The following is a 23,048-nucleotide window of genomic DNA, read 5'->3' on the forward strand; positions in this document are numbered from 1 at the left end:
ATCAAATGCATCAATGCACGATTCGTCTTCTTGAAATGCCATCGGCTTCTATTTTCTTGACTCGTTCTAGATTGCGAAGCGCATTAGAAATTTCATTTTCATTTCCGATGTTGACAATTTCTTCATATAAATTCTTAACGCGCTTGAAATTGCGATTATCCTCTTCAACTGCCGTTAGGCGAAAGAGCAAATTTGTTTTACGAATAGAATCGTAAACTGTTTTAATTGACTTCAATCGATAGACAGATTCTTCTAATTTTTCCTGCTCTGCTTTGTAACTAGTGAGAGATTCGGATGTAGATTTTCCAAGTAAATCTCTTTTAAGTAAATCAACATCACGTTTAGAATTTGAGACGGATGCTTCCTGCTCTTTCATCAAATTGTAAATTTCTTTGTAAGAATTATAAGCTCTTTCCAGAAAAAGCATTTCCGCATCCGGGTATTGCATCTGCTTATTGTAAACTGATATCGCATAAGAGGCAGTAAACTCAAAAGACAATCGTCTAACCGTTTCTTCTAAGGAAATTCCAAATTCCTTATCTACCTCGCGCTTTTCTTTTTCTTCCTTTCTTTTTTGATCTAACCAGACTAACCACTTCGTAAAGTATTCAGAACTCTTTTCATGATTTCCTAGACGATGGGAATAAAAATCTCCTAGCTGGTAATACAGATAGGGATCATCCTTCTTATCCGCAGTCATAATTTCTATCATCTTTTCATAATAGCTAGAAGCAACTACATACTGTTTTAACTCTATATATAGACCGGCAATATTTTTATATACATCATAGACAGGATACTTGTTATTATTCTCTGGAAGAGAAGCAAAGCGAATATATTTTAAATATAAATCTACAGCGTTTCTTTTTTTACCAGAAGATTTGTATTCATCAGCTAAAAGTAAAATTGCATCTACATTATTTGCATTTATCTTAATAGCATATTCTAATAGTTGAGAATAACCGGTGAAGTCCTGGTTTCGATTTGTGTCTGCTGCCACAAAGATTCCACGACCATAACTATCTGATTTATTCTCGACTTTTGCTCTTTCCTTGTTATCATTTTCTATTTGCTTAATGAGCTTTGCAAAATCAAGAACCGTATTGGAATCTTCTTTTGTTTTCTTAGAAACATAGTTTCCAAAATTATTTAATAGAGATTCAGAATATTCTGTTTCCTTCGCCTTTACATTATCACGCAGACTTGTGACTCTTTCTGCATTTTCTACAAGCGCTGAGTTTGCGTCTGCTTCGGATAATTCTGATTTGGCGTAGCGGGACTTAATTAAAGCAGAATTGTCCTCTGCTTTTTTGAGGCTTTGTTTTAACTCTTCAAAATCTGTTTTAATTTTTTTTATGAGCGAGTCGATTGTTTACTTCTTCTGGTCCGAGTTCTTCTAAAAGAGTAGGATTGTAAAATCTTTCTTCGGTATTTGAAAAATCTCTATATCTAAGACCGGATAGATAAAATTCTACAGCCTTGTGCTTCTCGCCTATTTTTTCATAAAGCTTTGCGATACGGAGATGCATGTTAAATAATAAATCAGAATCTCTAGCTAGATGAGACTCAGTGTTTTTAAATCTCGTTCCTGAAATGAAAAGACGAATGGAATTTATATCCGCATTTACCGGAATCATTCCAGAATTATTTTTATATTCATCCGTTACATTGTCTTTTCTATCTTTGTATCTTCCTGCTTTTTCCCGTGTATCTAAAATTCGTTTTTCTTCTACGAACTGCGCATAATATTCATTGAGCAAGGCTTTCCTTTTTTCAATCTGACTCGAAAGCTTATCGGGATTATCCTGAATGAATTTTTCCAATTCATTTTGCTTCTCGACTGTGATGACTTCAATAGGCGTCTTGTAAATTTTCTTTGCATCGTCTCTAAAATCATGTGCTACTAGTGAAATAGAAAAATGAATTGCTAGGAATAAATACAAGAGTATACGCATGGATTTATTATCGGTAGAAATGATTTAAAGATTACAACTGTCATTTCGAACATCGCTTGGCGAATAGATTTGTTACTAAGCAAATGAGCTGATGTGAGAAATCTATCAGGCAAAAAAACTATAAGGCTAATCTATTACTATGTTTGGGAAATAGACCTCTCATGATGAAGCTATTCGAGGTGACTGGAGGAATGCCCTTACCCTAATCTTTAAGAATTATTCATCGGTGGTAATCTTTTTACTTCGTAACTTCTGCCAATTCTTCGGAGGATAGAATTTTTTCTATGTCCATGATGATGATGAAGCGGTTTTCTTTCTTAGCCACTCCAATGATATAACGAGAAGACATTCCTCTTACAGAGGGTGGAGGCGGATCGATTTGTGTTGGAGCAAAGTGAACTACGTGGGAAACTTTGTCAACTATGACGCCTAACGACTTACCATCTATCTTGACGATAATGGCTCGATTCATCGCAGACTCACCTACTTTCTTGTTCATGATCTTTTTGCTGAGATCAATCATATTCACTACTTTACCGCGAATGTCCATTAGACCCACAAAATATGTCTGTGACTTCGGAACTTTAATCAGATTTGTGACTTTTACAATTTCTTCTACATTGATAATAGATATAGCATAATCCTCTTCTCCAATCGTAAAAGTTATATACTGCTCACTTAAATGATTATCATCTTTAGCCATCAATCCCCCTTAAAATCTAGTAAAGCCGGTATAGAAATAGTATCCACCAAAGGACAGAAAACTCATTACCTTTAAATAAAAGGGAGTTCTATTTCTTAAAATCCAATCTAATCCGCCAAATAAAATTCCCATAAACGCTAATGAGAATCCCAAAACAACATAATCAAAAAAATGCAAATAAATTGCAAGACAAACTGAGACTCCCAATATGGAATCATAAAGATCATCGAGAAATCGAAGCTTTAGCTCTACATAGGAAGCTTTAATTCGATCTGCAATCCTACCAACATAGGTTCTGCTTGTATTACTTACTACAGACTCAGATTCTATCGATATGGGAGATAATGCATCATCTTGTGTTCTTTTTCCAAGCGATACTTTAGAGATATCATAGACACCTCCAATCGAAGTAAGCACATCGTCATCCGGGATACAGGAAAACACATCCCTAAATGGAATGAATTTACGTTTTAAAGATGCATTCGTTGCATTGAATACATCTCGTTCTCTTATAATCGTTCCTTTCTTAATTGTTGTGGTATAGGTTCTACCCTTTTCGGAGGCGGGCTCTAAACTTAAACGAACTAAATTTTCGTGAAAATTATAATCTACAACAAAAACGTCGCCAATGGGAGAGACAGCCCTATAAGATTTAAAATAACCTCTTGCAGGACTTTTACTTCGCTTCCACCAGGATCTAAATCCTTCATAATCCGAATCGTATAGCATACGTTACTTATCGGAATTAAAACAAATAGCTAAAGATACATTCTTCAATGTCGTATAAAAATTAATATTTTTATGGGACTGTATAATGACCAAAGCATCACGCTAAGGCGCAAAGGGAAAAGTAATAAAACCAATACTCTTTGCGACTTTGCGTGACAAATATCTTTACACAGTCCCGACTTAGATTAATGCAAAATTCTATTTGCCTTTTTTCTTATGTCTGTTGGCTCTACGCTTTTTCTTTCTCTTGTGAGTAGCGATTTTTTTTCTTTTTCTTTTTTTACCAGACGGCATTCATAACTCCTTAATAATGTTAAAAAACTATTCCAAATACTTTTGTAAACTTCTATTTTTCTTTAACTCAGATAATAAAAGCTTTATATCTTTAATTCCCGATTTAGAGGAAATAAATAATACATCATCTTCTTCTACGACGATTAAATCCTCTACTCCCAAAAAGGTTACTAATTCCTTTTGAGTGGAAGATATATTTCCCTTTGCATGAAAATGAAACGAGCCTTTTCCTGTATGATGATTTCCATTAACATCCCCTTTGAGAACTCTCTCTAGAGAAAGCCAAGATCCTACATCATCCCAATCAAAGCTTGCCTTAACCATACGAATAAGAGAACTCTTCTCCATAATCGCAGTATCAATTGCCTCTGATGGCAAAAGCTTAAAGGCAGCACTTAATTCACCGAAATTCGCGAATGGAAATTTATTCTTGAGAGGTGTTAAAATATAGGGAGCATGTTTTGCAAACTCACTCAAAATAAAATCAGTCTTCCAAATAAAAATTCCGGGATTCCAATAAAAATTCTTTTTCTTTAAATACTTAACGGCTACTTTAAAGTCAGGCTTTTCAAAAAAACCTTTTACTTCCATTCCATGCTTGGTTGGCTTTCCAGTTGCAATATAACCATAACCAGTTTCAGGTCGAACAGGCTTAATTCCAAGTAAAACTAAGTTTTCTTCTGCTTCTTGGATCGCAAGCTTCATTGTTTTAGTAAATTCGTTAACAGGATTGATAAATGCATCTGCAGATAAGACTATCTGTGTAGGATTTCCAAACTTCTGCTTAAAATAAAGAGAAGCTAAGGCAACGATCGGAGCTGTGTTCTTTCCTTCTGGCTCTAAAATGAAATTCTTTTCCGGAAAACCTTTTTCAAGCTGTAAAATGGATTTCTTTAGAGCCGCATTTGTGCCAATAAAAATTCGATCTATACTAGTGAGTGTGAGTGCTCTATCAATCGTTTCTTTTAGAAGTGTTTTATTTGAATAAACCTTCTGCAATTGCTTAGGGGTCGAGGCTCTAGAGCGAGGCCAGAAGCGCTCTCCCTTACCACCTGCCATGATTAATACTACTGGTTTGTCTTTAACCGTCATGCTGACTCCAGTCAAATTAGGATTCTTTCATTTCTTCTGGAGCAAACTTAATCGGCTTTAGGGGAATAATGGTAGAAACCGCATGTTTATAAATTAACTGTTGCTTTCCGTCATTTTCGATAATGATTGTGAAATTATCAAAACTATATACCTTTCCTTTTAAAGGAACACCATTTAAAAGATAAATGGTTAAATCTATCTTATCTTTTCTAGCTGTATTCAGAATGTAATCTTGAATATTATTTTTTGTAGACATCCCTTTTACCATCTTATATATTTTTTATTTGCTCTAATGCAGTTTTCCAATCAGTCGCTTGTAAAATCGCTTCTTTCTTAAACCAAGTGACTTGCTTTTTCGCATAATTTCGATGCGATCGGGAAAACTCCTCTAAAAAGGATTCCATGCTTATTCTCCCCTTGATATAATCAAGTGCAAAATTATAACCTAGAGAATTTAAAGCCGGCGCCTCTTCCCCAAAATCTTTCAAAACTTCCTTAGTTTCTTCTAGAATCCCTGAATCGATCATCATTTTACAACGACGATTGATTCGATCATATAATTCACTTCGCTCTCTTTGAATGAAAATACCTGCAACTTCCAGTTTTCCTTTGGTCAGATAGCCGTCATTCTTATTTTCTTTTAATTCTGACCACTTTACTCCTCCTGACTGAAAGACCTCTAAGGCACGAACTACTCGATAATCGTCATTTGCATTGATGACAAGAGAAGTCTCTCTATCGACTTCTTGCAAAAGGTTCCATCTTTCTTCCCGCGAAAGTGCCTCAAGCCTAGTTCTTGTTTCAGGATTTACTTTCGGAACCGGATACATTCCATATAGGAATGCTTTCAGATAGAATCCAGTGCCACAGGTAAGAATTGGAATCTTTTCGCGCAAATAAATCTCCTCTACTGCTTGCTCTGCAAGGGCTGTAAAGGATGCTGCGTTTATGGTTTCGTTAGGTTCAAGGAAATCGACCAAATGATGCGTGATATGCTCAAGGACAGCCTTTTCTGGCTTAGCTGTGCCCACAGAGAGAACTTTGTAAACCTGTCTAGAATCAAAGGAGACAATTTCAAATCGGGAAGGATCTAGATAATTGCATAACTCTGTTTTGCCTCCCCCAGTAGGAGAGGCTAAAATAATCATTCTTCTGATATCAGGTATCTTCCTCGTCGAGTATTGGCTCTGGATCATCAATTTCCGAATCTGGCTCGAGTAGAATATCCTCTTCTGCACCCAACTCGGCAACTACATCTTCGTCTACTACATCGAATTCACTGAGCTTAGGGGAAGACTTAGGAAACTTGATTTTGACAGCCGGACGTGTATTTTGATCTGCTCCACACTTGGGACAGAGCTTTTCTTCTTTTCCCAGGTCATAAAACTTGGTATTACAGCTATAACAGGTATGTTTCTTCCCAAGACCTCCCGCTTCTGTAACGGGGGTCGGTTTCTTAGGAGATGCCTTAGTGACACGAGCGGGTGTCTCTGCTTTTTTGCTTACCTCGGCTTTTTTGGAAGGCTCAGCCTTCTTGGTCTCCGGTTTCTTGACTACTTTTTTCTGCAACTTCTTGGTCATAAAAAAGAAATTAAAAAATCCAAGATGAAAATAATGACAAGATAAATTTTATAAATTCACGGTTTTTAGATTTTTTTTTTCAAAATAGATAGACTGTAAGCAAGTAGTAGGTTTTTTACACCTAATATGCCAAGCCATTACGAAATAATCCCTTCCCTCGGACATAATATCAGTGTAAAAATCACAAATAACCAGAAGCAGGAATCGATTCTACTGTTACACGGCTTCAATGACAACAAAGAGACCTTTGTTTTTCTGGAAGAATTTCTAAGCCAGAGATTTAATATCTATAGCTTTGACTTTCGAGGGCATGGAGATTCCGACTGGAAAAAAGACTCTCTCTACAATTATAGCGAAAATCTAATCGATGTGCAAAATATAATAGACCGCTACTTCCAAAAACCGATTTTCCTATTAGGTCACTCCATGGGAGCAGGAATCGCCGCCCGTTACACCGGACTATTTCCGGAAAAAATCAAGTTACTTGTTTGCCTGGAAGGATTTAGCGGGCTTCAACCGCAAGAAGTAGAGAGAAAGAGAATGCGAGAATGGCTAACAACAACTAGCCGTAGAAATGAAAGAGCATCTAGCAATGCATCAGAGCGAAAAAAGAATATGACTCTAGAGGAAGCCAAGAACAAGCTCGCACTCATTTACGGTAAGCTTTCTAGAGACAAAATTGAAGCACTGATTCACGGTCTTGTCAGACAAACAGAGGATGGATTTTATAAATGGAAAAACGATCCTAACTTAAAGACATCCTCCCCTATTCCCTTTCCTCCTGAACTCTCCCGCAAACTCTGGAGCGAAATCACTAGTCCTGTCCTAATTTTTTTCGGAAAGCAAACACATATTCGCCCCAAGAACTTAGAAGAAATTCTTTCTCATTTTAAAAACGTAGAGCTACACGAAGTCGAGCACGCCGGTCATAATATGCACCACGACAAGCCTGAAGTATTAATTGAAGTCATGGATGAGTTCTTTAAGAAGAATGGTGGTTAACGTTTAGATTACCTTAACTCATCTTCGCTCTAGCTACGCTTATAGAACCGGTATACGTCCGCTCTAAAGTGCCCCTATGACCCGTGCTAGAGCGGCTCTATAACCGGAGCTGAACCGGACTTGAGTAAAGGACAACTTATCGGAAGTGATACACTGGTAGTTATTGTTATTGGAAATGGATTCGTTCTTTGAAAATTCTATTTGAAATTTCAGAAGAATATTTTCATGAATTTTTACATGGGCTGAGGGAACGCCCATGCGGAGAGTATTGCGCCCCGTTGGGGCTTTCGTTTATTTGAACAACCTTTTTGTTTTCTTTCTTGTTCCTGAATTTTTTATTTGTTGTAGAATAATTTGTAGTATCCGCTTTACGAAATGGAGAAGTGTAGCTAACTGTCGTTTATTCCTACTCAGCTAGAAAGACAATCCACTTTTGCTTTAAGCTTTTAATCCCTTTTGAGACTACTAGCTATTACACTCGCAATCTCGCTTTTGAGTTGTATGCCCTTATCTACCTTGATTTGTTTTAATAGTAACTTAGGATGAAAGAGCAAATTTAAACCAAAGCGAAATTCTCTGACCATTGATTTTAAGCTGTAAATAGAAGGGCGATATTCAACTAGAACTTGCTCTAAGGCTAATTCTTTTTTTAAATCTTCTACGGTTTCTAAGAAAGCTTGGTTCGAATCTACCATACTACTTGCTAGAAAACTTTTTCCTGTGAATACCCTACCCTGTGCAAGAGATTCTAATTCTTTTAAATCTTTTTTTCGAGAAAGCATGACTCTTTCGTAGAATTGTCCATTGACTCTTTTAATTTCTGCATTTAAAAATTCTTTAGACTCAAGGGATAATTGTCCGTATTCGGAAAATATTTCCCTAAGTGGATAAAATTCCAGTCTTTGTTTTGTGACTCCATATTTGTTATAGAGCTTTTTTAGATTGGGTCGAATCATTACAGTTCCAATAGAGCCGGTAATACAAAGAGGATTTGAAACAATTCGATCACATGCGGCTGCTATGTAGTAACCACCGGAAGCAGCGACGTTTTGAAAATAGGCATACACTTTTACTTTTTTCTTGAGCTTTAATATTTCCTGATAGATTAACTCAGAAGCAAAAGCAGAGCCACCGGAAGAGTCAATCTCTAGTATGACTCCCTTCACTGATTTGTCATCCCGTATACTTTTTAAAGCGGCTAATACTGGATAGGCGTGAATGGCATCTGATTTAATTTCGTCTTCTTCCTTTTTCCCCATTCCAATATTTCCCTTGAGAGGAAGGATTACTATTTTCTTTTTCTTAGGAGGAAAGAATCGAAAGATTTTTTTCTTATGAAAGAAATGAATATCGCCCAGGGTAGCTTCATCGTCTTCTACATTGCTTCCTGTCTTATCAGTCTCTTCGTAATTTTTATTACAGAAATTTTCAGTGAAGTTTTCTTCCTCTAAGTAAGCAGTTAAAAATCCAATTTCTAGTAAATACTTAGACGTAAGAATAGGACGCTTTAGAATTTTACTTTCTAATTTTGCATTGTCATAAAATGTATCTAAGATTTGCGTCTTGATAGAGCGGATAAGCATGGTTAGATTCTCTTTGGCGGGAATTGAAAAAGAATTTCGATTAAAGCTTTCTGCAAAAGATTTATACGGACCCGATGCAAAACTATCTACTTTCACACCTAGATTTTTAAGCAAATTCCCAAAGAAGAAACTTTCTACTGCAGGAAGTAAAACCATGAACTCTCCTGATGGAGCAGAGTATTTTTTATGCATAAAAGAAAGCAAATACAAAGACTTAATGTCGCCACTTGCCGCGAACCCGGCGGTTTCAATTCCTTTCGATTTTATTTTCTCAATTTGATAAGAAAGATTCGAAAGCTCAGCCATTCCGAACTCAAGCTCTGAGCTTATATGAAAGGAAACTTTTTTGATTCTGCTACTCTTCGCAATTAAATCCAAATCATTTAAAAAATCTAGAAATAGAACCTCTGCATCTTTTCCAGTTACCCACTCTACAAGGGACGTCTTACGGTAAGAAGCAAACTTACTCGGAATTTCAATGAGGACATGATCCCCCGAGTGAAAAAATCCAAAGAGAGATAAGTAAAGAAAACGGAAAATTCGAAACGGTAAAAATAGGGCTAATAATATATAATACAAGTATTTATCCTTTAAAGTTTATGATTTTTAACCATTGAGATTTTGAAACTGTTATTTATGTCATTTACCATCCCTTTATTTTAACAGGAATTAATTTTGTATTTAAAAAATTTATTGAATGATTTTGTGCGCAAAGGAAAACTTACTGTAACGGGAAAGGTGTGAAAGAATGAAGAACAAATTAACTGCAAATACAATCTTAGAAGGAATCGTGGACGGCAAGACAATCGCCATGAATTGTTTCACCCTAACCGATAACTTTGTTAAGAATCTAGAAACTGTCCTTCGTAACATTCTAAATCATTATGGGAAGACAGAATTACTTCCTGCCATTTTTGGAACAGCGCAAGAGCTAGTCAATTGGACCTGCCTTTCCAATATGCGATACATTTACTACAAGCAAAACGAATTGGACTTAAACGACGAAAAGGTCTTCAAAGACACTGAATCTAGATTCTTAGCAAGTATCAATAAAATGAATTCATCTAACTATAGAGATTATCTAAAGGCTAATAACATGTATGTGCATGTGGTGTTTCAGCATGACGTCACAGGTCTTAATGTAAAGGTGCATAACGTTTCCGCAAACACTTTAGACCAGGAAAAATATCTTCGCTCTTATTTGAAACAAGCAATGAATTACGCAAATGTTTTAGATTATTTTAAAGATCATCCAGAAGACCCACAGGGAAAAAACCTAGGACTTGCCTTCTCTATTATCATTTTGAAAGAATCGGGATTAAGACCGGATCTTCTAAGAATTAGTAAAGCGGGTAGTGGTGCTTATTCTCGAATCGAAATTCCATTCGGAAACGAATACCATAGCATTCGGGATAAAATCCTAAAAGACGAACAGATAGTTCCGTTTGAAAGAAAAAGTCTAGTCCCTCCTGAATTTCAAGCCGAACTAGACAAAAGAATTAAATCTATGGATATTGACTCATTAGAGTTTATTCACAATTAGTCGCCGGTCTTAAGAACGGCGAGAAATGCTTCCTGTGGAATCTCCACGGAACCAAATTGTTTCATTCTCTTCTTTCCTTCTTTTTGCTTTTCTAGTAACTTGCGTTTACGCGAAATATCCCCACCATAACACTTAGCCGTGACATTCTTTCTAACAGCAGAAATATTTTCACGCGCTACGATACGCGCTCCAATACTTGCCTGTAGTGCAATTAAGAATTGTTGACGCGGAATTAATTCTCTTAGTTTAGAAATCACAGCACGACCACGAGCTTCTGCACGTGTCTTATGAACGATAGTCGAAAGAGCATCGACAGGCTCAGCATTTACTAAAATATCTAACTTCACAAGATTGGATTCTCTATATTCGGCAGGCTCGTAGTCTAACGATGCGTAGCCTTTTGTGTAAGATTTTAATTTATCATAGAACTCAAAGATTAATTCAGCGAGTGGAATTTCATACATCATCTGGACTTTGTCTTCATCTAAATAAACCGTATCTAAATGCACTCCTCTTTTTTCAATCACTAGAGACATGATATTACCCACATATTCATTGGGTGTAAAGATGGTTGCCTTTACAAAAGGTTCTTCCATCATCTCAATTGATTGAGGCTCCGGAAATTTAGAAGGATTGTCTATTTCAAAAACTTCTCCACGAGTATTTGTGATTCGATACTTTACAGAAGGAGCAGTCGTGATTAATTCAAGATTAAATTCACGCTCGAGTCTTTCTTGCACAATCTCCATATGCAGTAAACCAAGATAACCCACACGAAACCCAAAGCCAAGAGCAAGTGAATTTTCTCTTTCATAAACTAAAGCTGCGTCATTTAATTTTAGCTTCTCGATTGCTTCTACTAGTTCATCAAACTGTTCTCCATAAATTGGAAAGAGTCCAGAAAACACCATCGGCTTTGCTTCTTTATAGCCGATCACCACCTCAGTGGCCCTTCTATCAAAATGAGTAACCGTATCTCCCGATCTTGCATCGGCTACTCTTTTGATACCTGCAACAATATATCCAACATCCCCTGCCCCTAAGAAGTCTTGTGATAAAAGGTTAATACGATTTATCCCCACATCGGTCACGATAAAATCAGTTCCACCACTCATTAGAAAAATACGATCGCCTTTCTTTACAGTTCCATCTACAATACGGACTTTGATTACGACACCCATATAGGTATCAAAATAGGAATCATAGATCAAAGCCTTGAGCGGTTTCTGGTCATCTCCCACAGGAGGAGGAATTAATTTACAAATGGATTCTAATACTTCAATTACATTCTGTCCAGTCTTTGCAGAAATAGAAATTGCCTCAGCAGAATCAAGTCCGAGGCTATCTTCGATTAGCTTCATACACTTGGGAATATCCGCACTTGGTAAATCTATTTTATTAATAACAGGAATGATTTTTAATTCGGCTTCCATCGCGAGGTAGAGGTTCGCGAGAGTCTGTGCTTCGACACCTTGACTCGCATCTACAATCAGTAATACGCCTTCACAGGCTTTGAGGGAGCGTGAGACTTCATAATTAAAATCTACGTGCCCTGGAGTATCGATTAGATTTAGATAATAGGTATTACCATCCCTAGAATGAAATTCGAGAGAGGCATTGTTTGCCTTAATCGTGATTCCACGCTCTCGCTCAATATCCATAGTATCGAGAATTTGATTTTTTTTAGTTCTCTCATCGGTAACAAGAGTAAGTTCGAGAAGTCTATCTGCGAGAGTAGACTTCCCATGGTCAATATGCGCTATAATGGAAAAATTTCGTGTAAATTTCTGTTTGTCTGACATGCTGTATTTTAAAATTACAGAGACGTCCTATTTAGCAAGTCATTTTGTCTTAGGCGTTATCAGCGAGGCGAATATCTTCTTCTGTCACAACACTTCGCGTATATCGAATATAATCAACGTCTTTGATTGTAATCACACCCTGTGGCATGGTAGAATCTAGCATTCTGACAATCTCTTCAACCCGCGACTCGGATTCGATTACGTTCATCACAATAGTAGAATCTTTGTTCCAGAGACTTGCAATCGACTCATCAGGATACTTTACCTTTAAATCAGTTCCATAGCCAGATGTGGATTTTAGAACAGTGCAGCCTGTGATTCCCATAGCAATAAATCGATCTATCAAAGTTTTATAGAGAGGAACATTGTCTCTCTCCTCTTTGCTATTGATATAAATGGTCAGTTCTTTTTTTTTATCTCTAATTTTCATTAAGATGCCTCGTTGTTTTTGAAATGTTATTTACTATGATTTGACTGTAAAGAGTAATCTTGACGTTAATATTAAAAAAATATGACAGATTACAACGCACAAAGACTAGAATAGACTGTTCTAAAAAAACTTGCCATATATATTTCTTCGTAACGCATATCAAAAAAACAAGGTCTCTCAGACATACAAGCATTAGCCTTTTAACAAAAATGGATTAGCTTTCCAGCTTTACTTTTTCCATTACATTCCCTGTCATTTTTTTTAAATCATGAAACAATACAGAAAATCAAATACTTGACTAAAAATAAATGAAATATTTGAAGCAAACTAGACTATAATTTTTTAAATTTTTCTCTAGCCATAAATATATCCTTATTAAACTAGAAACGTGAGGGTTGCACATATGAGTAAGAAAGATATAGAACAGGTTATTAAGGGTTTTGAAAAATTGAATCTCCACTTCAAAACTCCTAACCAAACTGAAGAACAAATCCATGAGATGGAAAAAAAAATTGGTTGTAGCTTACCACCGGACTTTAAGAAGACTCTTCTTGCCGGATATATTGACAAGGGAACGTTTCATTTTCTTCCGCTGACAAGGTATGAAAAAGATGAACGTTATTTAGTTTTTGGGCAATGGAATGATGACACATTTCTATTTGATACAAAAGCAAAAGTAAAGTTAAAAGACTATCCAGTCTTTGTAATTGCTGGTCGAAGCGAGCCAGAAAAATGCTTCGACAATTTTCATGACTGGTTAAAAACAGTTTTAAACGCAGTAAACAGAGCAAACTTTCCGGGGTAAGAGTAATTAACCGCTTAGAGAGGTTAATTACCCCAGTCACCTCGAACATGCGAAGGCATTGGGCGCGACCAAGCGCAGGGAGGAAAAATCGTGAGAGGTCTATCTAGCTTAATACTATCGTTGTATTGCCAAATAGATTTCTCACGGTGCAACTAAAAAGTAAAATCTTTCTGTATGTTACAAATCCAACACCTAAGCACAGTTCGAAATGACTCTTATTAACGAAACGCTTCTGCTCTTTTTAATAATTCTTCAAGCCCTGGCTCTTTCGGATTACGCGGCTTACCCGGATGAATCACGGATACCTGACAGTTCTCAGCCGCTTCCACCAATTGCGCATAGGTTCCTGCATTTACATCTGCGATATAAGCCTGCCTGTTATTATCATAAGCGAACATTTTATTATTGAGTGTCACACACTCGTTGCAAGTAGAGCAGCGAGGCGAATCAATATATGCCTCATCGCGAGACCTCTCTGTCTCGGCTTCCACAACAGCACTCGAAGAAGTAACAGTCGCAACTGCTTCGGTTTGCTTATCTGCTTCTATTTGCATTCTTTCTTCCCAGGCTTTCTTCTCTCTTGCGAGTAAGATTTCTGCATGAGAATTGTGAATCCCACCTAGTTCTTGAAGGCTACGCCACATTTCCCGAGAGCGCCTTGCTTCTCTTAGCATTCTCTCATCTACAATTACTTTTTGGAGTATATTGTCATTATCCACCATATAGATAAAAGGAATTTTATCGGGAAATCCTTTCTTTTCTCTCGTTAGCGATTCGTCTACTGCAAGTAAACTATCATCCCATTTAGATTCAGAAACACGCGCAAAATGCCTTGCATACCGCGTATCGCAGGAAATAAAATCAAGATAAGTAAATGCAATCTCTTCTTTCTTACGCAGAAGAGAAGCGCCTTCATATTGAAAGCTATGTATATTCCAATCCAAATCGATTTGTGAATTAGCCTGTAAATTAAAGCGAGATGCCCAATTGCTACCATGAGAAGGATCATACACAAAAGCAGGAAAGGCTCTAGACTCCATTGCAGCTGCTGATAACAAATAGGGGGATACATTTGATTTACCGCTAGCACCGGAGTAAATACTAAATAAAGAAGATCCACTAAAGTGTAGACCATCTAAGATTTGTTCTCTAAATTTATATAGATTCGAATTACTAGACTGCAAAACATAAACATCATTGAGTCCCATAGCCATACTTGCTAATTGCTTACTTCCCATTCCAGAAATAAAGTTTCCGTTATTAGACTTTGTCTCTTCTAAAATATCATCTGTCTGCAATAAAACTTTGATTGGAAGTTCAGAGGAGAGAATCTCGAGTAGCCGCGCATATTCACTCGCCGGAAAACGATGCGTATTCACACAGACTAAATAATCAGGAAAGAGGGAAAGTTCAGTCGGATCAAGACCATTTGCTCCAAAGTCTTCAAATAAAATATCATGCTTTGCAGGATTGTATTGACCTTCTATTTCTAATTCTGCAATTGCAATCGCACGGGCAAGCTCGATCATCTTTTGATATCTCGCTAAATAGGTTTCCAATGCATCACTACAACTTTCAAAGATAAAGGTGTAAGTATTTCCCCGTGTTTCACTCTCTACTCTCTCCAGAGAAAAAAACTTCTGTGATTTCAAGACATCTAGTAAATCACTGATTCGCTTTTTTCTACTCTCAGGAAATCCTTCTTTTGGAATTGTCTTAGAAAGAAATTTGGACATCACAGTAAAATCAAATAAATCACCGTGAACACTTCCAATTGATTTTTCTAAATGCTCCTTACTTCTACCCTTCTCTGATTTTTCAAAATCTGATTTTAGAATGTCTGAGAGTTTTACTATTAACCGCTCCAAGTTTTTACTAAACAACTCTGCCTTTTTTTTCTGTGCAGTTTCCCAGAGATGCTTCACTAAACGCACTGGAAATTTTTCATCACAGTCTACCACTTCTCCGTCTATTTTGATAGAAGCTTTGAAGTCTTCCATTTTTTCCTGAAAAGCTTTATCTACTTGAGACAAATAGGAATTTGCCGCCTTATTCCATAGAGAGGAGAAATTACCTTTTACTCCATTTGTAAGAAGACAGCGAATTTCTTTTTCTATTTGGAGAGCATTCTTCTTGATTCGGTCTCCTTCTATTCCTGTCTTTACTTCTAATAAAGCTTTATCGATTACACTCGAAAGAGATTCTACCATAGACTTACCCAATTTATCCTCGGAGAGAATTACCGGATAATCATACCTAACCTCTGTCATATTTTTAAATCTTGCAAAGAGTGCAGGCTTTAGATTGAGTTTATCAATTCCATTCAGATGATCACTGAACTGTCTTCCCGTTAAATAAAATGCGATATGCGCATGAGCACCAGCTACTTCCATATACCCTCCCTAAACTTCCTCAGGCCAAACAGTAAATTTATCCAACTCTGCATTTAACCCATTTCGCGTAACTTCCGGAGTTCTAAGGAGAGTCGAATAACGCAAATCTTCATAGCAGGGAATTTCTGGATTTTGATAGATAATTCCTACCGGTATTGGATCTGTCGTAAATGCTATGTCCGTTGCTTCTTTAAAGTTCATCGGGTCGTGGTGCATTTGGTTTTTATAAACTTTAGAAAGACCTGAACTCAAATTAATTCCATTTTCATGATGAAGCATTAACACTCTCTGTGGATCATGTAACCATGGCTCTAAAGATTGTGGTAGCCATTCCGGACAACGCTGCACAATTCGCACAAACGATAGACCTTTATGATGATAGGCAGCTTTCACAATATCAAATAAAACTTCTGGAATCCAATCTACCGCTTGTGCTAGAAAAGAACAATTCTGAACTCCGAGGGTAACGGATAACGGGTTCAGTGCATCTAAATAACTTCCGCGCGGAGTAGTATTACTCTTAGTTCCAATCGGCGAAGTAGGAGAAGCCTGTTTTTTTGTAAGACCGTAGATTTGATTGTCATGTAAAAAAACAGTGATGTTCATATTGTATCGAATCGCATGAATCCAATGCCCCGCTCCAATACTACAACAGTCTCCGTCACCCTTATTTACAAATACAGTTAGATCCGGACGAGCCATCTTTACACCTTCCGCAATCGGAAGAGCCCTTCCATGAATTCCGTGAAATCCGTATGTCTTCATATAATGAGGAAAACGACTCGAACAACCAATCCCAGAAATAAAAACAGTTTTCTCGGGACGAAGTCCTTCATCTCTACAGAGTCTCTGGACTGCGGCAAGTATTGCGTTATCCCCACAGCCAGTGCACCAACGGGGAACACCACTTTGATAATCTTCGAGAGCATGAAGCTCATCGGACATTTGTAATAAACATTCAGTTGCGGATAATGACATATTTCCCTCCATTAGTTTTTCATCCTATCAGAAATTACTTTATACACAGTGCTTGGTTTAATAGGCTGACCTCTACTCTCACTCCAACAATCTATATCAATCAAATATCTAGAGCGAAGAAGTATCGCCATAGACGAATAACGTCTATTTGCCTCATCGATGATTTCATCTTCTACTCGGTCACTCCAATTGTTTTCAATGGTCATGACTTTTTTAAACTTCTGCATGATTTCTTTGATTCCAGAAGGAAGTGGTTGTAAAAATTGTAAATGAAGAGAAGACACTTTTTTTCCTTCTTTTTGTAATTCTTCTACTGCTTCTTCAATCGCTCCCTTTGTGCTTCCCCAACCTACTATCAGTAAATCACCAGTATCCGCTCCGAATACCGGCGGAGTCTTTAGAGTCTTTTGTAAAGCAGCTAGCTTTAAACTGCGAGCATGAAGCGATTTCTGGTTAGTGTCTGCGTCATACGCCACATGGCTATCACTATCATGAGCAAGCCCTGTTACTGTATGCATTCCACCCGGCTGACCTGGAATAAAGCGACGGGCAAGTCCTGTTGTCTCATCCCAATCATAGGGCTTTGCTCCATTTGCAATTGCGCTTTGATCAATGGGAGGTGCAATCCAGGACTCACTGAATTCGGGACGCTTAAATGGTTGTTGGGATGTGGCGAGTGTCGCATCCGATAAAACAATCACTACCATATTAAATGTTTCTGCAATTTTACGTGCTGTGATAATAGAATAAAAACAATCTTCAATCGTGCTTACCGCCATTACAACTTTGGGAGCATCTCCATGACTTCCGTAAATGGCAGACATCAAATCTCCTTGCTCTGTCTTTGTAGGTTGACCCGTGCTCGGTCCACCTCTTTGCACATTTACAACGACTAACGGAATTTCTCCCATCACTGCTAGTCCTAATGCTTCTTGCTTTAAAGAAAAACCGGGACCGGAAGTAATGGTTACTGCGCATTTGCCGGCATAAGAAGCGCCGATGGCAAAAGCACAGGCGGCAATTTCATCTTCTGCTTGGTGCACAATCCCGCCTACTTTTTCGAATACATCACTCAAATAATGAGAAGCAGAAGTCGCGGGGGTAATGGGATACATAGCGCAAACTTCCATTCCCGATGCAAGCACTCCGAGTGCGATCGCTGTATTTCCATTGACTACGATTTGTGCTTCTTTTGATTTTACAGCGGGAATTTTATATTTGAATTCTAAATTTTCCTCCGCCCATTTATGACCTGCATCTAATAGCTTTTCATTGGAATCAATAATACTTTGTGCTTTTTTTCCGAAAGTCTGTGCAATTTGGTCACGAGCAAGTTTTAAGTCAAAACTGTATATACCGCAAAGCATTCCGAGCGCAAACATGTTCTTACCCTTTCTCGCATCAGAGACTATCGTCTTACATACTTGCTCCATCGGAACTTCATGCACATCAAATCCAGCATCGATGAGTCGATTGTAAGTTTCTACATAAGCAGAAACAATTCTAGAATCAGGATGAATTCTCCACATACTCTCTAAAAGAATTGTGCAGCCTTCTTTTAATTCGCGGGCACGCACACGACCTAATAAAACTTGTTCATTAAAGGCAACTACTAAATCAGTTTGATTGCCTCCATTGGTAACGCGGTTGCTACCAATTCGAATTCGGTTTCCACTCGCTCCTGCAATACTGCGAGCAGGAGGACGAATCTCGGCGGGGATAATCTCTGTTGTCCAGATACCATTTCCCATTTGGGCGGCAATCGATCCAAGAGACTGTCCGCATTTCTGCGCTCCTTCTCCGGAATCACTTATGATTTCAACAATATGCTCTTTTAGTTGAATGATTCCTTTCTTGCCATTAGCAAGCGGTGTATTCGAATTAGCCACCGTAGAATTTTTATCTGTCGCTTCTTTATTCATTTAATTATCCTTTTCTATTTTCATACTTTGCCTGCCATCACTCGAACGCGGGCAAAGTTTTGTTCCCTTAAATTAATTCCAAATAGAGTAGAAGAATTTTCTTTCAGATAAGGAATATTATCTTCATGAATGCCAAGATACGCCTTCATACTCTTAGCCGCTTTACGACCGGCTCCCATCGCCTTAATCACAGTAGCCGCACCTGTGACAATATCACCACCGGCAAAGACACCCGCAATCGAAGTAGCCAGAGTCTCATCGGTATCAATATAGCCCCATTTATTTAGTTTAATTTTGGAAGTTTGACCCATGATAGGATTTGCGTTAGTTCCAATAGCATATACAATTACATCTACTTCAAAGTCAAACTCGCTCCCAGCTATGGCAACTGGTCTTCTTCTTCCTGAATCATCTGGCTCGCCTAATTCCATTCGCACACAGCGCATTCCACGCACTCCGCCTTTTCCATCATCTAAAATAGAAACAGGATTTGTAAGCCAATGAAACTCTACTCCTTCTTGTTCTGCGTGGTGCAATTCTTCTACCCTTGCAGGAGCTTCCGAGCGAGACCTTCTATAAATGCAAAATACTTTTTCGGAGCCTAGTCTCAGGCTAACACGCATTGCATCCATCGCAGTATTCCCGGCACCTACTACAGCCACACGACGACCAATCGGAAGAGGTGTATCAAAATTGGGAAATTCTTTTCCCTGCATTAGATTGCAACGGGTTAATAGCTCGTTAGCCGATAAAACTCCATTGAGTGAATCCCCGGGAATTCCAAGCATAGTAGGATAACCAGCCCCTACTCCTACAAATACAGAATGAAAACCCATTTCTTCTATCATCTGCTCAATCGTAAACAGTCTACCGACTAACGTATTGCATTCAAACTTAACGCCCAGTTTTTTTAACTTTTCAATCTCTGCATCGATGATTGTATTGGGCAAACGAAAATCAGGAATTCCATAACGTAAAACTCCACCTGGAACATGAAAGGCTTCATACACTGTAACATCACACCCCGCCTTCGCCATATCAGCCGCACAAGCCATACCAGCAGGACCCGAGCCAATGATTCCCACTTTAAAACGATTTGGCTCAATGTATGGAATATTCACCCAGCCTTCTTTGATAGCAGTGTCTCCGACAAAACGTTCGAGTCTACCAATGGCAACAGGCTCTAAAGACTCACCTACCGTGCAGACTCCTTCACATTGATTCTCCTGTGGACAGACTCTTCCACAGACTGCGGGTAATAGATTAGTATCCGTTAGAATCTCGTAAGCGCCGCGCAAATTCTTTTCGTTTATTTTTTGAATGAAGCCGGGGATATCAATTCCTACAGGACAGCCAGAAACACAGGGCTGGTCGGGACAATCTAAACAACGCTCGGATTCTCTCGCAGCGTCAAAAGAAGAGTAGCCGCAAGCGACTTCTTCAAAGTTCTTCGCTCTTACAAGCGGGTCTTGCTCTTTCATGGGAGTTCTTGTTTGGGGAATAGAACGAATTGTTTTTTTCTTTGCCATAATAATTCCTACTTGGGTAAATCAGAATTTGCCGCAATAGAGTCAATTTGCTTTCTCATATTGCAAGTCTTATCGTAATGATCCATCGCCATGCGCTCTTCTTTGGTGTATTTTTTTAAACGAATCATTAGATCATCAAAGTCAACTAGATGACCATCAAAGTCAGGTCCGTCAACACAGGCAAATTTTACTTCGTTGCCTATTTTAACACGACAGCCGCCACACATTCCCGTTCCATCTACCATGAGTGGATTAAGGCTCACCATTGTTTTGATTCCGTGAGGTCTTGTTGCCTCTGCACAGCCTTTCATCATGGTAGGCGGACCTATCGCTATGACTTCATCAATATCAGAATGTCTCGCAATCGCTTCTTTAATTCCTTCTGTGACAAATCCCTGTTTGCCTACAGAGCCATCATCCGAGCAGATGATAAATTCATCACACCAGGCTCTAAATTTATCTTCCCAGAAAACTAAACTTTTATTTCTAAATCCAATTACACCAATTACATAAGCCCCTGCTTCTTTAAATCCACGTGCCTGCGGAAATATCGGAGCCACGCCTAAACCACCGCCAACGCATACTACCTTTTTGGCGTGACTGATAGGACTTGGAATTCCCATCGGACCTACCATACCATAAAGCGTAGTTCCAACTTTACATTCGTTTTGCATTTGCTTGGTTGTTTTTCCGACTGCTTGGATGACTAAAGTAATCGTTCCCTTTGTTCTATCAAAGTCTGCGATGGTGAGAGGAATTCTTTCGCTGTGCTCGTTTAACATCACGATCACAAATTGCCCGGGCTTAGCAGCCTTCGCCATGAGTGGATGAAGAATTTCCAGTAAATAGGTTACCTCTGAAAAATCTTCTCGAGTTATAATTTCAAAATTGGACATTACTACCCTCCGATTACTTTATGCGTGTAATCTGATATTGAATTCGAAAAATACTGAATGCTTTGTTTTAATATATTATACTGATTTCCATTTTTCTAGCTTTTAAAATAAAAATTAAGAATTGGCAGGATGATATTTATCATATTGTATTTATTCTTTTCTTTTACAATTTAGCTAATCTGAATTGGATTAGATTTCGAGTCGATATGTGCTCATTGCTGTATAGGATCAGGCAAAAAAGGAAAGGGTAAACAACGCAGAAAGGGAAATGAATTCTTGTCTAGCGGCTAATGCCAATCACTCTGTGGTTAATTGGAATTAGCTGTGTGTTACGGCAACTAAGTCTTCCCTAGCAAGATTTCTTTTTATAAGTATAAAAATATATACCAAATCAAAGAAAGCAATCAGACTTCCTAGAACAAGTATGAAAAGATTAGGAGCACCAAAAGCTTCCAATCCAACTACCCCAACTAAGATTGTCGGAGTAAGTGTGCCGATGAATTTATTGACTGCGATATTTAAACTTTGTCCTTCAGCTCCCCGTCTTTGCACATACATACCAATAAACAATAAGGACATTGCTAAGTTTTGTAAAAAGGCTGAATAAGAACCACCTTTAACCAAACCAAATTCTACGACAAAAAAGTATTGAATGATGTAGGAAGTAATTAATACCAAGACACTCCAGATTATAAATATCTTCCTAGATAAGAAATCTGGAAAATTTTTTTGACCATTTTTACTTGATGGAAGCTGATCCATTCGTTGTTCGCATCTTTCAGCGCCTCTTAAGCTAAATTTTTATACTATCATATCAGAAATCAAACAAATACGCATTAACAAATGTTAATTTTTTTGTTCCCAAACTCGTTTTCGAATTCGACTAAGTGACACTGGAGAAATTCCCAAATAAGAAGCAATATAATGCTGTGGAATCCTATTTGGAATACGAGGTTCCATTTTTATCAAAGCACGATAACGATCTTCGGGACTTTCTTTAATTCGAGATAAAAATAGATGGGTATATCTAGATAGCCTCTGAAACAGAAACTCAATCAAGTGGTCTTTTGTATCTGGAAATTTAATAAATATCGACATCAAATCTTGCTTATTAATTTTTAATAACTTTACAGGCTCGATTGTTTCTAAAGTAAAAAGACTGGGAATACCAAAGCGGAAACTTTCAAAGGAAGTTACAATCTCATTTTCAAAGAAAAACTGGAAAGTTATATCTTTTCCTTTATCATTAAACCATAATCTCAAACATCCTTCCTTCACAAAATAAAGGTATTGAGACACATCGCCTTCGTTCAGTAAATTAGTTTTTGATGGGTAGGATACTTCAAAAAATAAATTCTCGATCTCCTTCCATTGCTTTTCCAAATTAGGAATTCTTTCTTTAAGTTCATTAATTAATGGTGGTAATTGCATTTGTTTGCCTAAAAGAATATATCGTTTAAATTGCGCCTAACGTTTAGAGTATCCGACGAGAACAACATCCAAACATAGTTCACTCTCTTAGCGGCTACTCTTTGTGTTATGCGGTGTTTTAGGTGCGCATACTCCTAAGAAGCCTTAACGAAAGCTTTTAGCAATTACCAGCCTCGACACGATAGCTCCAGCGTCGAGTGTAATACTTACTCCATTACTCAATACGATTCTTTTTATATTTCGGGTTTGCAAAGTTGCTTGTCAATTCTATTCTGCAGCAATTTCCGCAAATCCAACGTTAGGCGCGTTATAAAAAATTACTTATTTATCTTACTAGTGAAGAGGCTAATTTGAATCCAAAATCTCCCATAAATTCTCTT

Annotated in this window: 21 protein-coding genes; 3 read left to right on the forward strand and 18 right to left on the reverse strand. The window is 37.8% G+C overall.

The annotated features are described in order from the left end of the window. Positions 1 to 10: 10 nt before the first annotated feature. From IPH52_16575 to IPH52_16610, 8 genes are all read right to left on the reverse strand, one after another. Positions 11 to 1,000 carry a hypothetical protein gene (locus tag IPH52_16575; GenBank protein MBK7056625.1) on the reverse strand — a complete coding sequence of 330 codons (990 nt, stop codon included), beginning with the start codon at positions 998 to 1,000 and terminating at the stop codon, positions 11 to 13. A gap of 343 nt (positions 1,001 to 1,343) precedes the next feature. Continuing rightward, positions 1,344 to 1,955 carry a hypothetical protein gene (locus IPH52_16580; GenBank protein ID MBK7056626.1) on the reverse strand — a complete coding sequence of 204 codons (612 nt, stop codon included), beginning with the start codon at positions 1,953 to 1,955 and terminating at the stop codon, positions 1,344 to 1,346. Positions 1,956 to 2,193: 238 nt separating this feature from the next. Further along, complete coding sequence (locus IPH52_16585) at positions 2,194 to 2,658, reverse strand: purine-binding chemotaxis protein CheW (GenBank protein ID MBK7056627.1); 465 nt, start codon at positions 2,656 to 2,658, stop codon at positions 2,194 to 2,196. A gap of 9 nt (positions 2,659 to 2,667) precedes the next feature. Next, positions 2,668 to 3,387, reverse strand: coding sequence for a hypothetical protein (locus tag IPH52_16590; GenBank protein MBK7056628.1), 720 nt, complete (start codon positions 3,385 to 3,387; stop codon positions 2,668 to 2,670). A gap of 321 nt (positions 3,388 to 3,708) precedes the next feature. Next, positions 3,709 to 4,740: a mannose-1-phosphate guanylyltransferase gene (locus IPH52_16595; protein ID MBK7056629.1), complete on the reverse strand. Its 1,032-nt coding sequence runs from the start codon at positions 4,738 to 4,740 to the stop codon at positions 3,709 to 3,711. 49 nt (positions 4,741 to 4,789) lie between these two features. Further along, positions 4,790 to 5,029 carry an RNA chaperone Hfq gene (gene hfq / locus IPH52_16600; GenBank protein ID MBK7056630.1) on the reverse strand — a complete coding sequence of 80 codons (240 nt, stop codon included), beginning with the start codon at positions 5,027 to 5,029 and terminating at the stop codon, positions 4,790 to 4,792. 13 nt (positions 5,030 to 5,042) lie between these two features. Next, positions 5,043 to 5,921, reverse strand: coding sequence for a tRNA (adenosine(37)-N6)-dimethylallyltransferase MiaA (miaA, locus tag IPH52_16605; GenBank protein MBK7056631.1), 879 nt, complete (start codon positions 5,919 to 5,921; stop codon positions 5,043 to 5,045). A 10-nt stretch (positions 5,922 to 5,931) separates the two neighbouring features. Then, positions 5,932 to 6,354, reverse strand: coding sequence for an FYDLN acid domain-containing protein (locus tag IPH52_16610; protein ID MBK7056632.1), 423 nt, complete (start codon positions 6,352 to 6,354; stop codon positions 5,932 to 5,934). Between the two features lie 126 nt (positions 6,355 to 6,480). Between IPH52_16610 and IPH52_16615 the strand changes: the two genes are divergently transcribed. Next, positions 6,481 to 7,356, forward strand: coding sequence for an alpha/beta hydrolase (locus IPH52_16615; GenBank protein MBK7056633.1), 876 nt, complete (start codon positions 6,481 to 6,483; stop codon positions 7,354 to 7,356). A gap of 446 nt (positions 7,357 to 7,802) precedes the next feature. Here IPH52_16615 and sppA read toward each other — a convergent pair whose 3' ends face one another. Continuing rightward, the gene (gene sppA / locus IPH52_16620) at positions 7,803 to 9,518 is read right to left on the reverse strand and encodes a signal peptide peptidase SppA (protein ID MBK7056634.1); all 1,716 of its coding nucleotides are present in this window, start codon (positions 9,516 to 9,518) and stop codon (positions 7,803 to 7,805) included. 169 nt (positions 9,519 to 9,687) lie between these two features. Here sppA and IPH52_16625 point away from each other — a divergent pair, with 169 nt between their 5' ends. Beyond that, positions 9,688 to 10,482: a hypothetical protein gene (locus IPH52_16625; protein MBK7056635.1), complete on the forward strand. Its 795-nt coding sequence runs from the start codon at positions 9,688 to 9,690 to the stop codon at positions 10,480 to 10,482. Here IPH52_16625 and lepA read toward each other — a convergent pair. After that, positions 10,479 to 12,284 carry an elongation factor 4 gene (gene lepA / locus IPH52_16630; GenBank protein MBK7056636.1) on the reverse strand — a complete coding sequence of 602 codons (1,806 nt, stop codon included), beginning with the start codon at positions 12,282 to 12,284 and terminating at the stop codon, positions 10,479 to 10,481. The genes IPH52_16625 and lepA overlap by 4 nt on opposite strands. Before the next feature lie 49 nt (positions 12,285 to 12,333). Continuing rightward, on the reverse strand, positions 12,334 to 12,714 hold the full coding sequence (locus IPH52_16635; protein MBK7056637.1) for a DUF190 domain-containing protein: 381 nt from the start codon (positions 12,712 to 12,714) through the stop codon (positions 12,334 to 12,336). Positions 12,715 to 13,117: 403 nt separating this feature from the next. Here IPH52_16635 and IPH52_16640 point away from each other — a divergent pair, with 403 nt between their 5' ends. Beyond that, positions 13,118 to 13,519 (forward strand): hypothetical protein, encoded by a 402-nt coding sequence (locus IPH52_16640; protein MBK7056638.1) that lies wholly within the window; start codon positions 13,118 to 13,120, stop codon positions 13,517 to 13,519. Between the two features lie 218 nt (positions 13,520 to 13,737). Here the strand turns inward: IPH52_16640 and IPH52_16645 are convergent, their stop codons facing one another. The 7 genes from IPH52_16645 to IPH52_16675 form a co-directional block, all read right to left on the reverse strand. Further along, positions 13,738 to 15,912 (reverse strand): ferredoxin, encoded by a 2,175-nt coding sequence (locus tag IPH52_16645; GenBank protein MBK7056639.1) that lies wholly within the window; start codon positions 15,910 to 15,912, stop codon positions 13,738 to 13,740. A 9-nt stretch (positions 15,913 to 15,921) separates the two neighbouring features. After that, positions 15,922 to 16,890: a 2-oxoglutarate oxidoreductase gene (locus IPH52_16650; GenBank protein ID MBK7056640.1), complete on the reverse strand. Its 969-nt coding sequence runs from the start codon at positions 16,888 to 16,890 to the stop codon at positions 15,922 to 15,924. Between the two features lie 11 nt (positions 16,891 to 16,901). Continuing rightward, positions 16,902 to 18,812 carry a 2-oxoacid:acceptor oxidoreductase subunit alpha gene (locus tag IPH52_16655; GenBank protein ID MBK7056641.1) on the reverse strand — a complete coding sequence of 637 codons (1,911 nt, stop codon included), beginning with the start codon at positions 18,810 to 18,812 and terminating at the stop codon, positions 16,902 to 16,904. Between the two features lie 20 nt (positions 18,813 to 18,832). Then, positions 18,833 to 20,341: an NADPH-dependent glutamate synthase gene (gene gltA, locus IPH52_16660; GenBank protein MBK7056642.1), complete on the reverse strand. Its 1,509-nt coding sequence runs from the start codon at positions 20,339 to 20,341 to the stop codon at positions 18,833 to 18,835. Positions 20,342 to 20,349: 8 nt separating this feature from the next. Next, entirely contained in the window at positions 20,350 to 21,237 is an 888-nt protein-coding gene (locus IPH52_16665; GenBank protein MBK7056643.1) for a sulfide/dihydroorotate dehydrogenase-like FAD/NAD-binding protein, read from the reverse strand. A gap of 318 nt (positions 21,238 to 21,555) precedes the next feature. Continuing rightward, the gene (locus IPH52_16670) at positions 21,556 to 21,915 is read right to left on the reverse strand and encodes a hypothetical protein (GenBank protein ID MBK7056644.1); all 360 of its coding nucleotides are present in this window, start codon (positions 21,913 to 21,915) and stop codon (positions 21,556 to 21,558) included. A 168-nt stretch (positions 21,916 to 22,083) separates the two neighbouring features. Beyond that, positions 22,084 to 22,668, reverse strand: coding sequence for a Crp/Fnr family transcriptional regulator (locus tag IPH52_16675; GenBank protein ID MBK7056645.1), 585 nt, complete (start codon positions 22,666 to 22,668; stop codon positions 22,084 to 22,086). Between the last annotated feature and the right edge of the window lie 380 nt (positions 22,669 to 23,048).

The organism is Leptospiraceae bacterium, assembly GCA_016708435.1.
Taxonomy (GTDB): Bacteria; Spirochaetota; Leptospiria; order Leptospirales; family Leptospiraceae; genus UBA2033.

Excerpts from the sequence above, each read along its gene's own strand:
- IPH52_16645 (MBK7056639.1), bottom strand. The coding sequence starts at position 15,912 with ATGGAAGTAGCTGGTGCTCATGCGCATATCGCATTTTATTTAACGGGA.
- IPH52_16665 (MBK7056643.1), bottom strand. The coding sequence starts at position 21,237 with ATGTCCAATTTTGAAATTATAACTCGAGAAGATTTTTCAGAGGTAACC.
- IPH52_16610 (MBK7056632.1), bottom strand. The coding sequence starts at position 6,354 with ATGACCAAGAAGTTGCAGAAAAAAGTAGTCAAGAAACCGGAGACCAAG.
- IPH52_16615 (MBK7056633.1), top strand. The coding sequence starts at position 6,481 with ATGCCAAGCCATTACGAAATAATCCCTTCCCTCGGACATAATATCAGT.
- hfq (MBK7056630.1), bottom strand. The coding sequence starts at position 5,029 with ATGTCTACAAAAAATAATATTCAAGATTACATTCTGAATACAGCTAGA.
- IPH52_16640 (MBK7056638.1), top strand. The coding sequence starts at position 13,118 with ATGAGTAAGAAAGATATAGAACAGGTTATTAAGGGTTTTGAAAAATTG.
- IPH52_16675 (MBK7056645.1), bottom strand. The coding sequence starts at position 22,668 with ATGCAATTACCACCATTAATTAATGAACTTAAAGAAAGAATTCCTAAT.
- lepA (MBK7056636.1), bottom strand. The coding sequence starts at position 12,284 with ATGTCAGACAAACAGAAATTTACACGAAATTTTTCCATTATAGCGCAT.
- IPH52_16580 (MBK7056626.1), bottom strand. The coding sequence starts at position 1,955 with ATGCGTATACTCTTGTATTTATTCCTAGCAATTCATTTTTCTATTTCA.
- gltA (MBK7056642.1), bottom strand. The coding sequence starts at position 20,341 with ATGGCAAAGAAAAAAACAATTCGTTCTATTCCCCAAACAAGAACTCCC.
- IPH52_16625 (MBK7056635.1), top strand. The coding sequence starts at position 9,688 with ATGAAGAACAAATTAACTGCAAATACAATCTTAGAAGGAATCGTGGAC.
- miaA (MBK7056631.1), bottom strand. The coding sequence starts at position 5,921 with ATGATTATTTTAGCCTCTCCTACTGGGGGAGGCAAAACAGAGTTATGC.
- IPH52_16635 (MBK7056637.1), bottom strand. The coding sequence starts at position 12,714 with ATGAAAATTAGAGATAAAAAAAAAGAACTGACCATTTATATCAATAGC.
- IPH52_16650 (MBK7056640.1), bottom strand. The coding sequence starts at position 16,890 with ATGTCATTATCCGCAACTGAATGTTTATTACAAATGTCCGATGAGCTT.
- IPH52_16595 (MBK7056629.1), bottom strand. The coding sequence starts at position 4,740 with ATGGCAGGTGGTAAGGGAGAGCGCTTCTGGCCTCGCTCTAGAGCCTCG.
- IPH52_16655 (MBK7056641.1), bottom strand. The coding sequence starts at position 18,812 with ATGAATAAAGAAGCGACAGATAAAAATTCTACGGTGGCTAATTCGAAT.
- IPH52_16590 (MBK7056628.1), bottom strand. The coding sequence starts at position 3,387 with ATGCTATACGATTCGGATTATGAAGGATTTAGATCCTGGTGGAAGCGA.
- IPH52_16585 (MBK7056627.1), bottom strand. The coding sequence starts at position 2,658 with ATGGCTAAAGATGATAATCATTTAAGTGAGCAGTATATAACTTTTACG.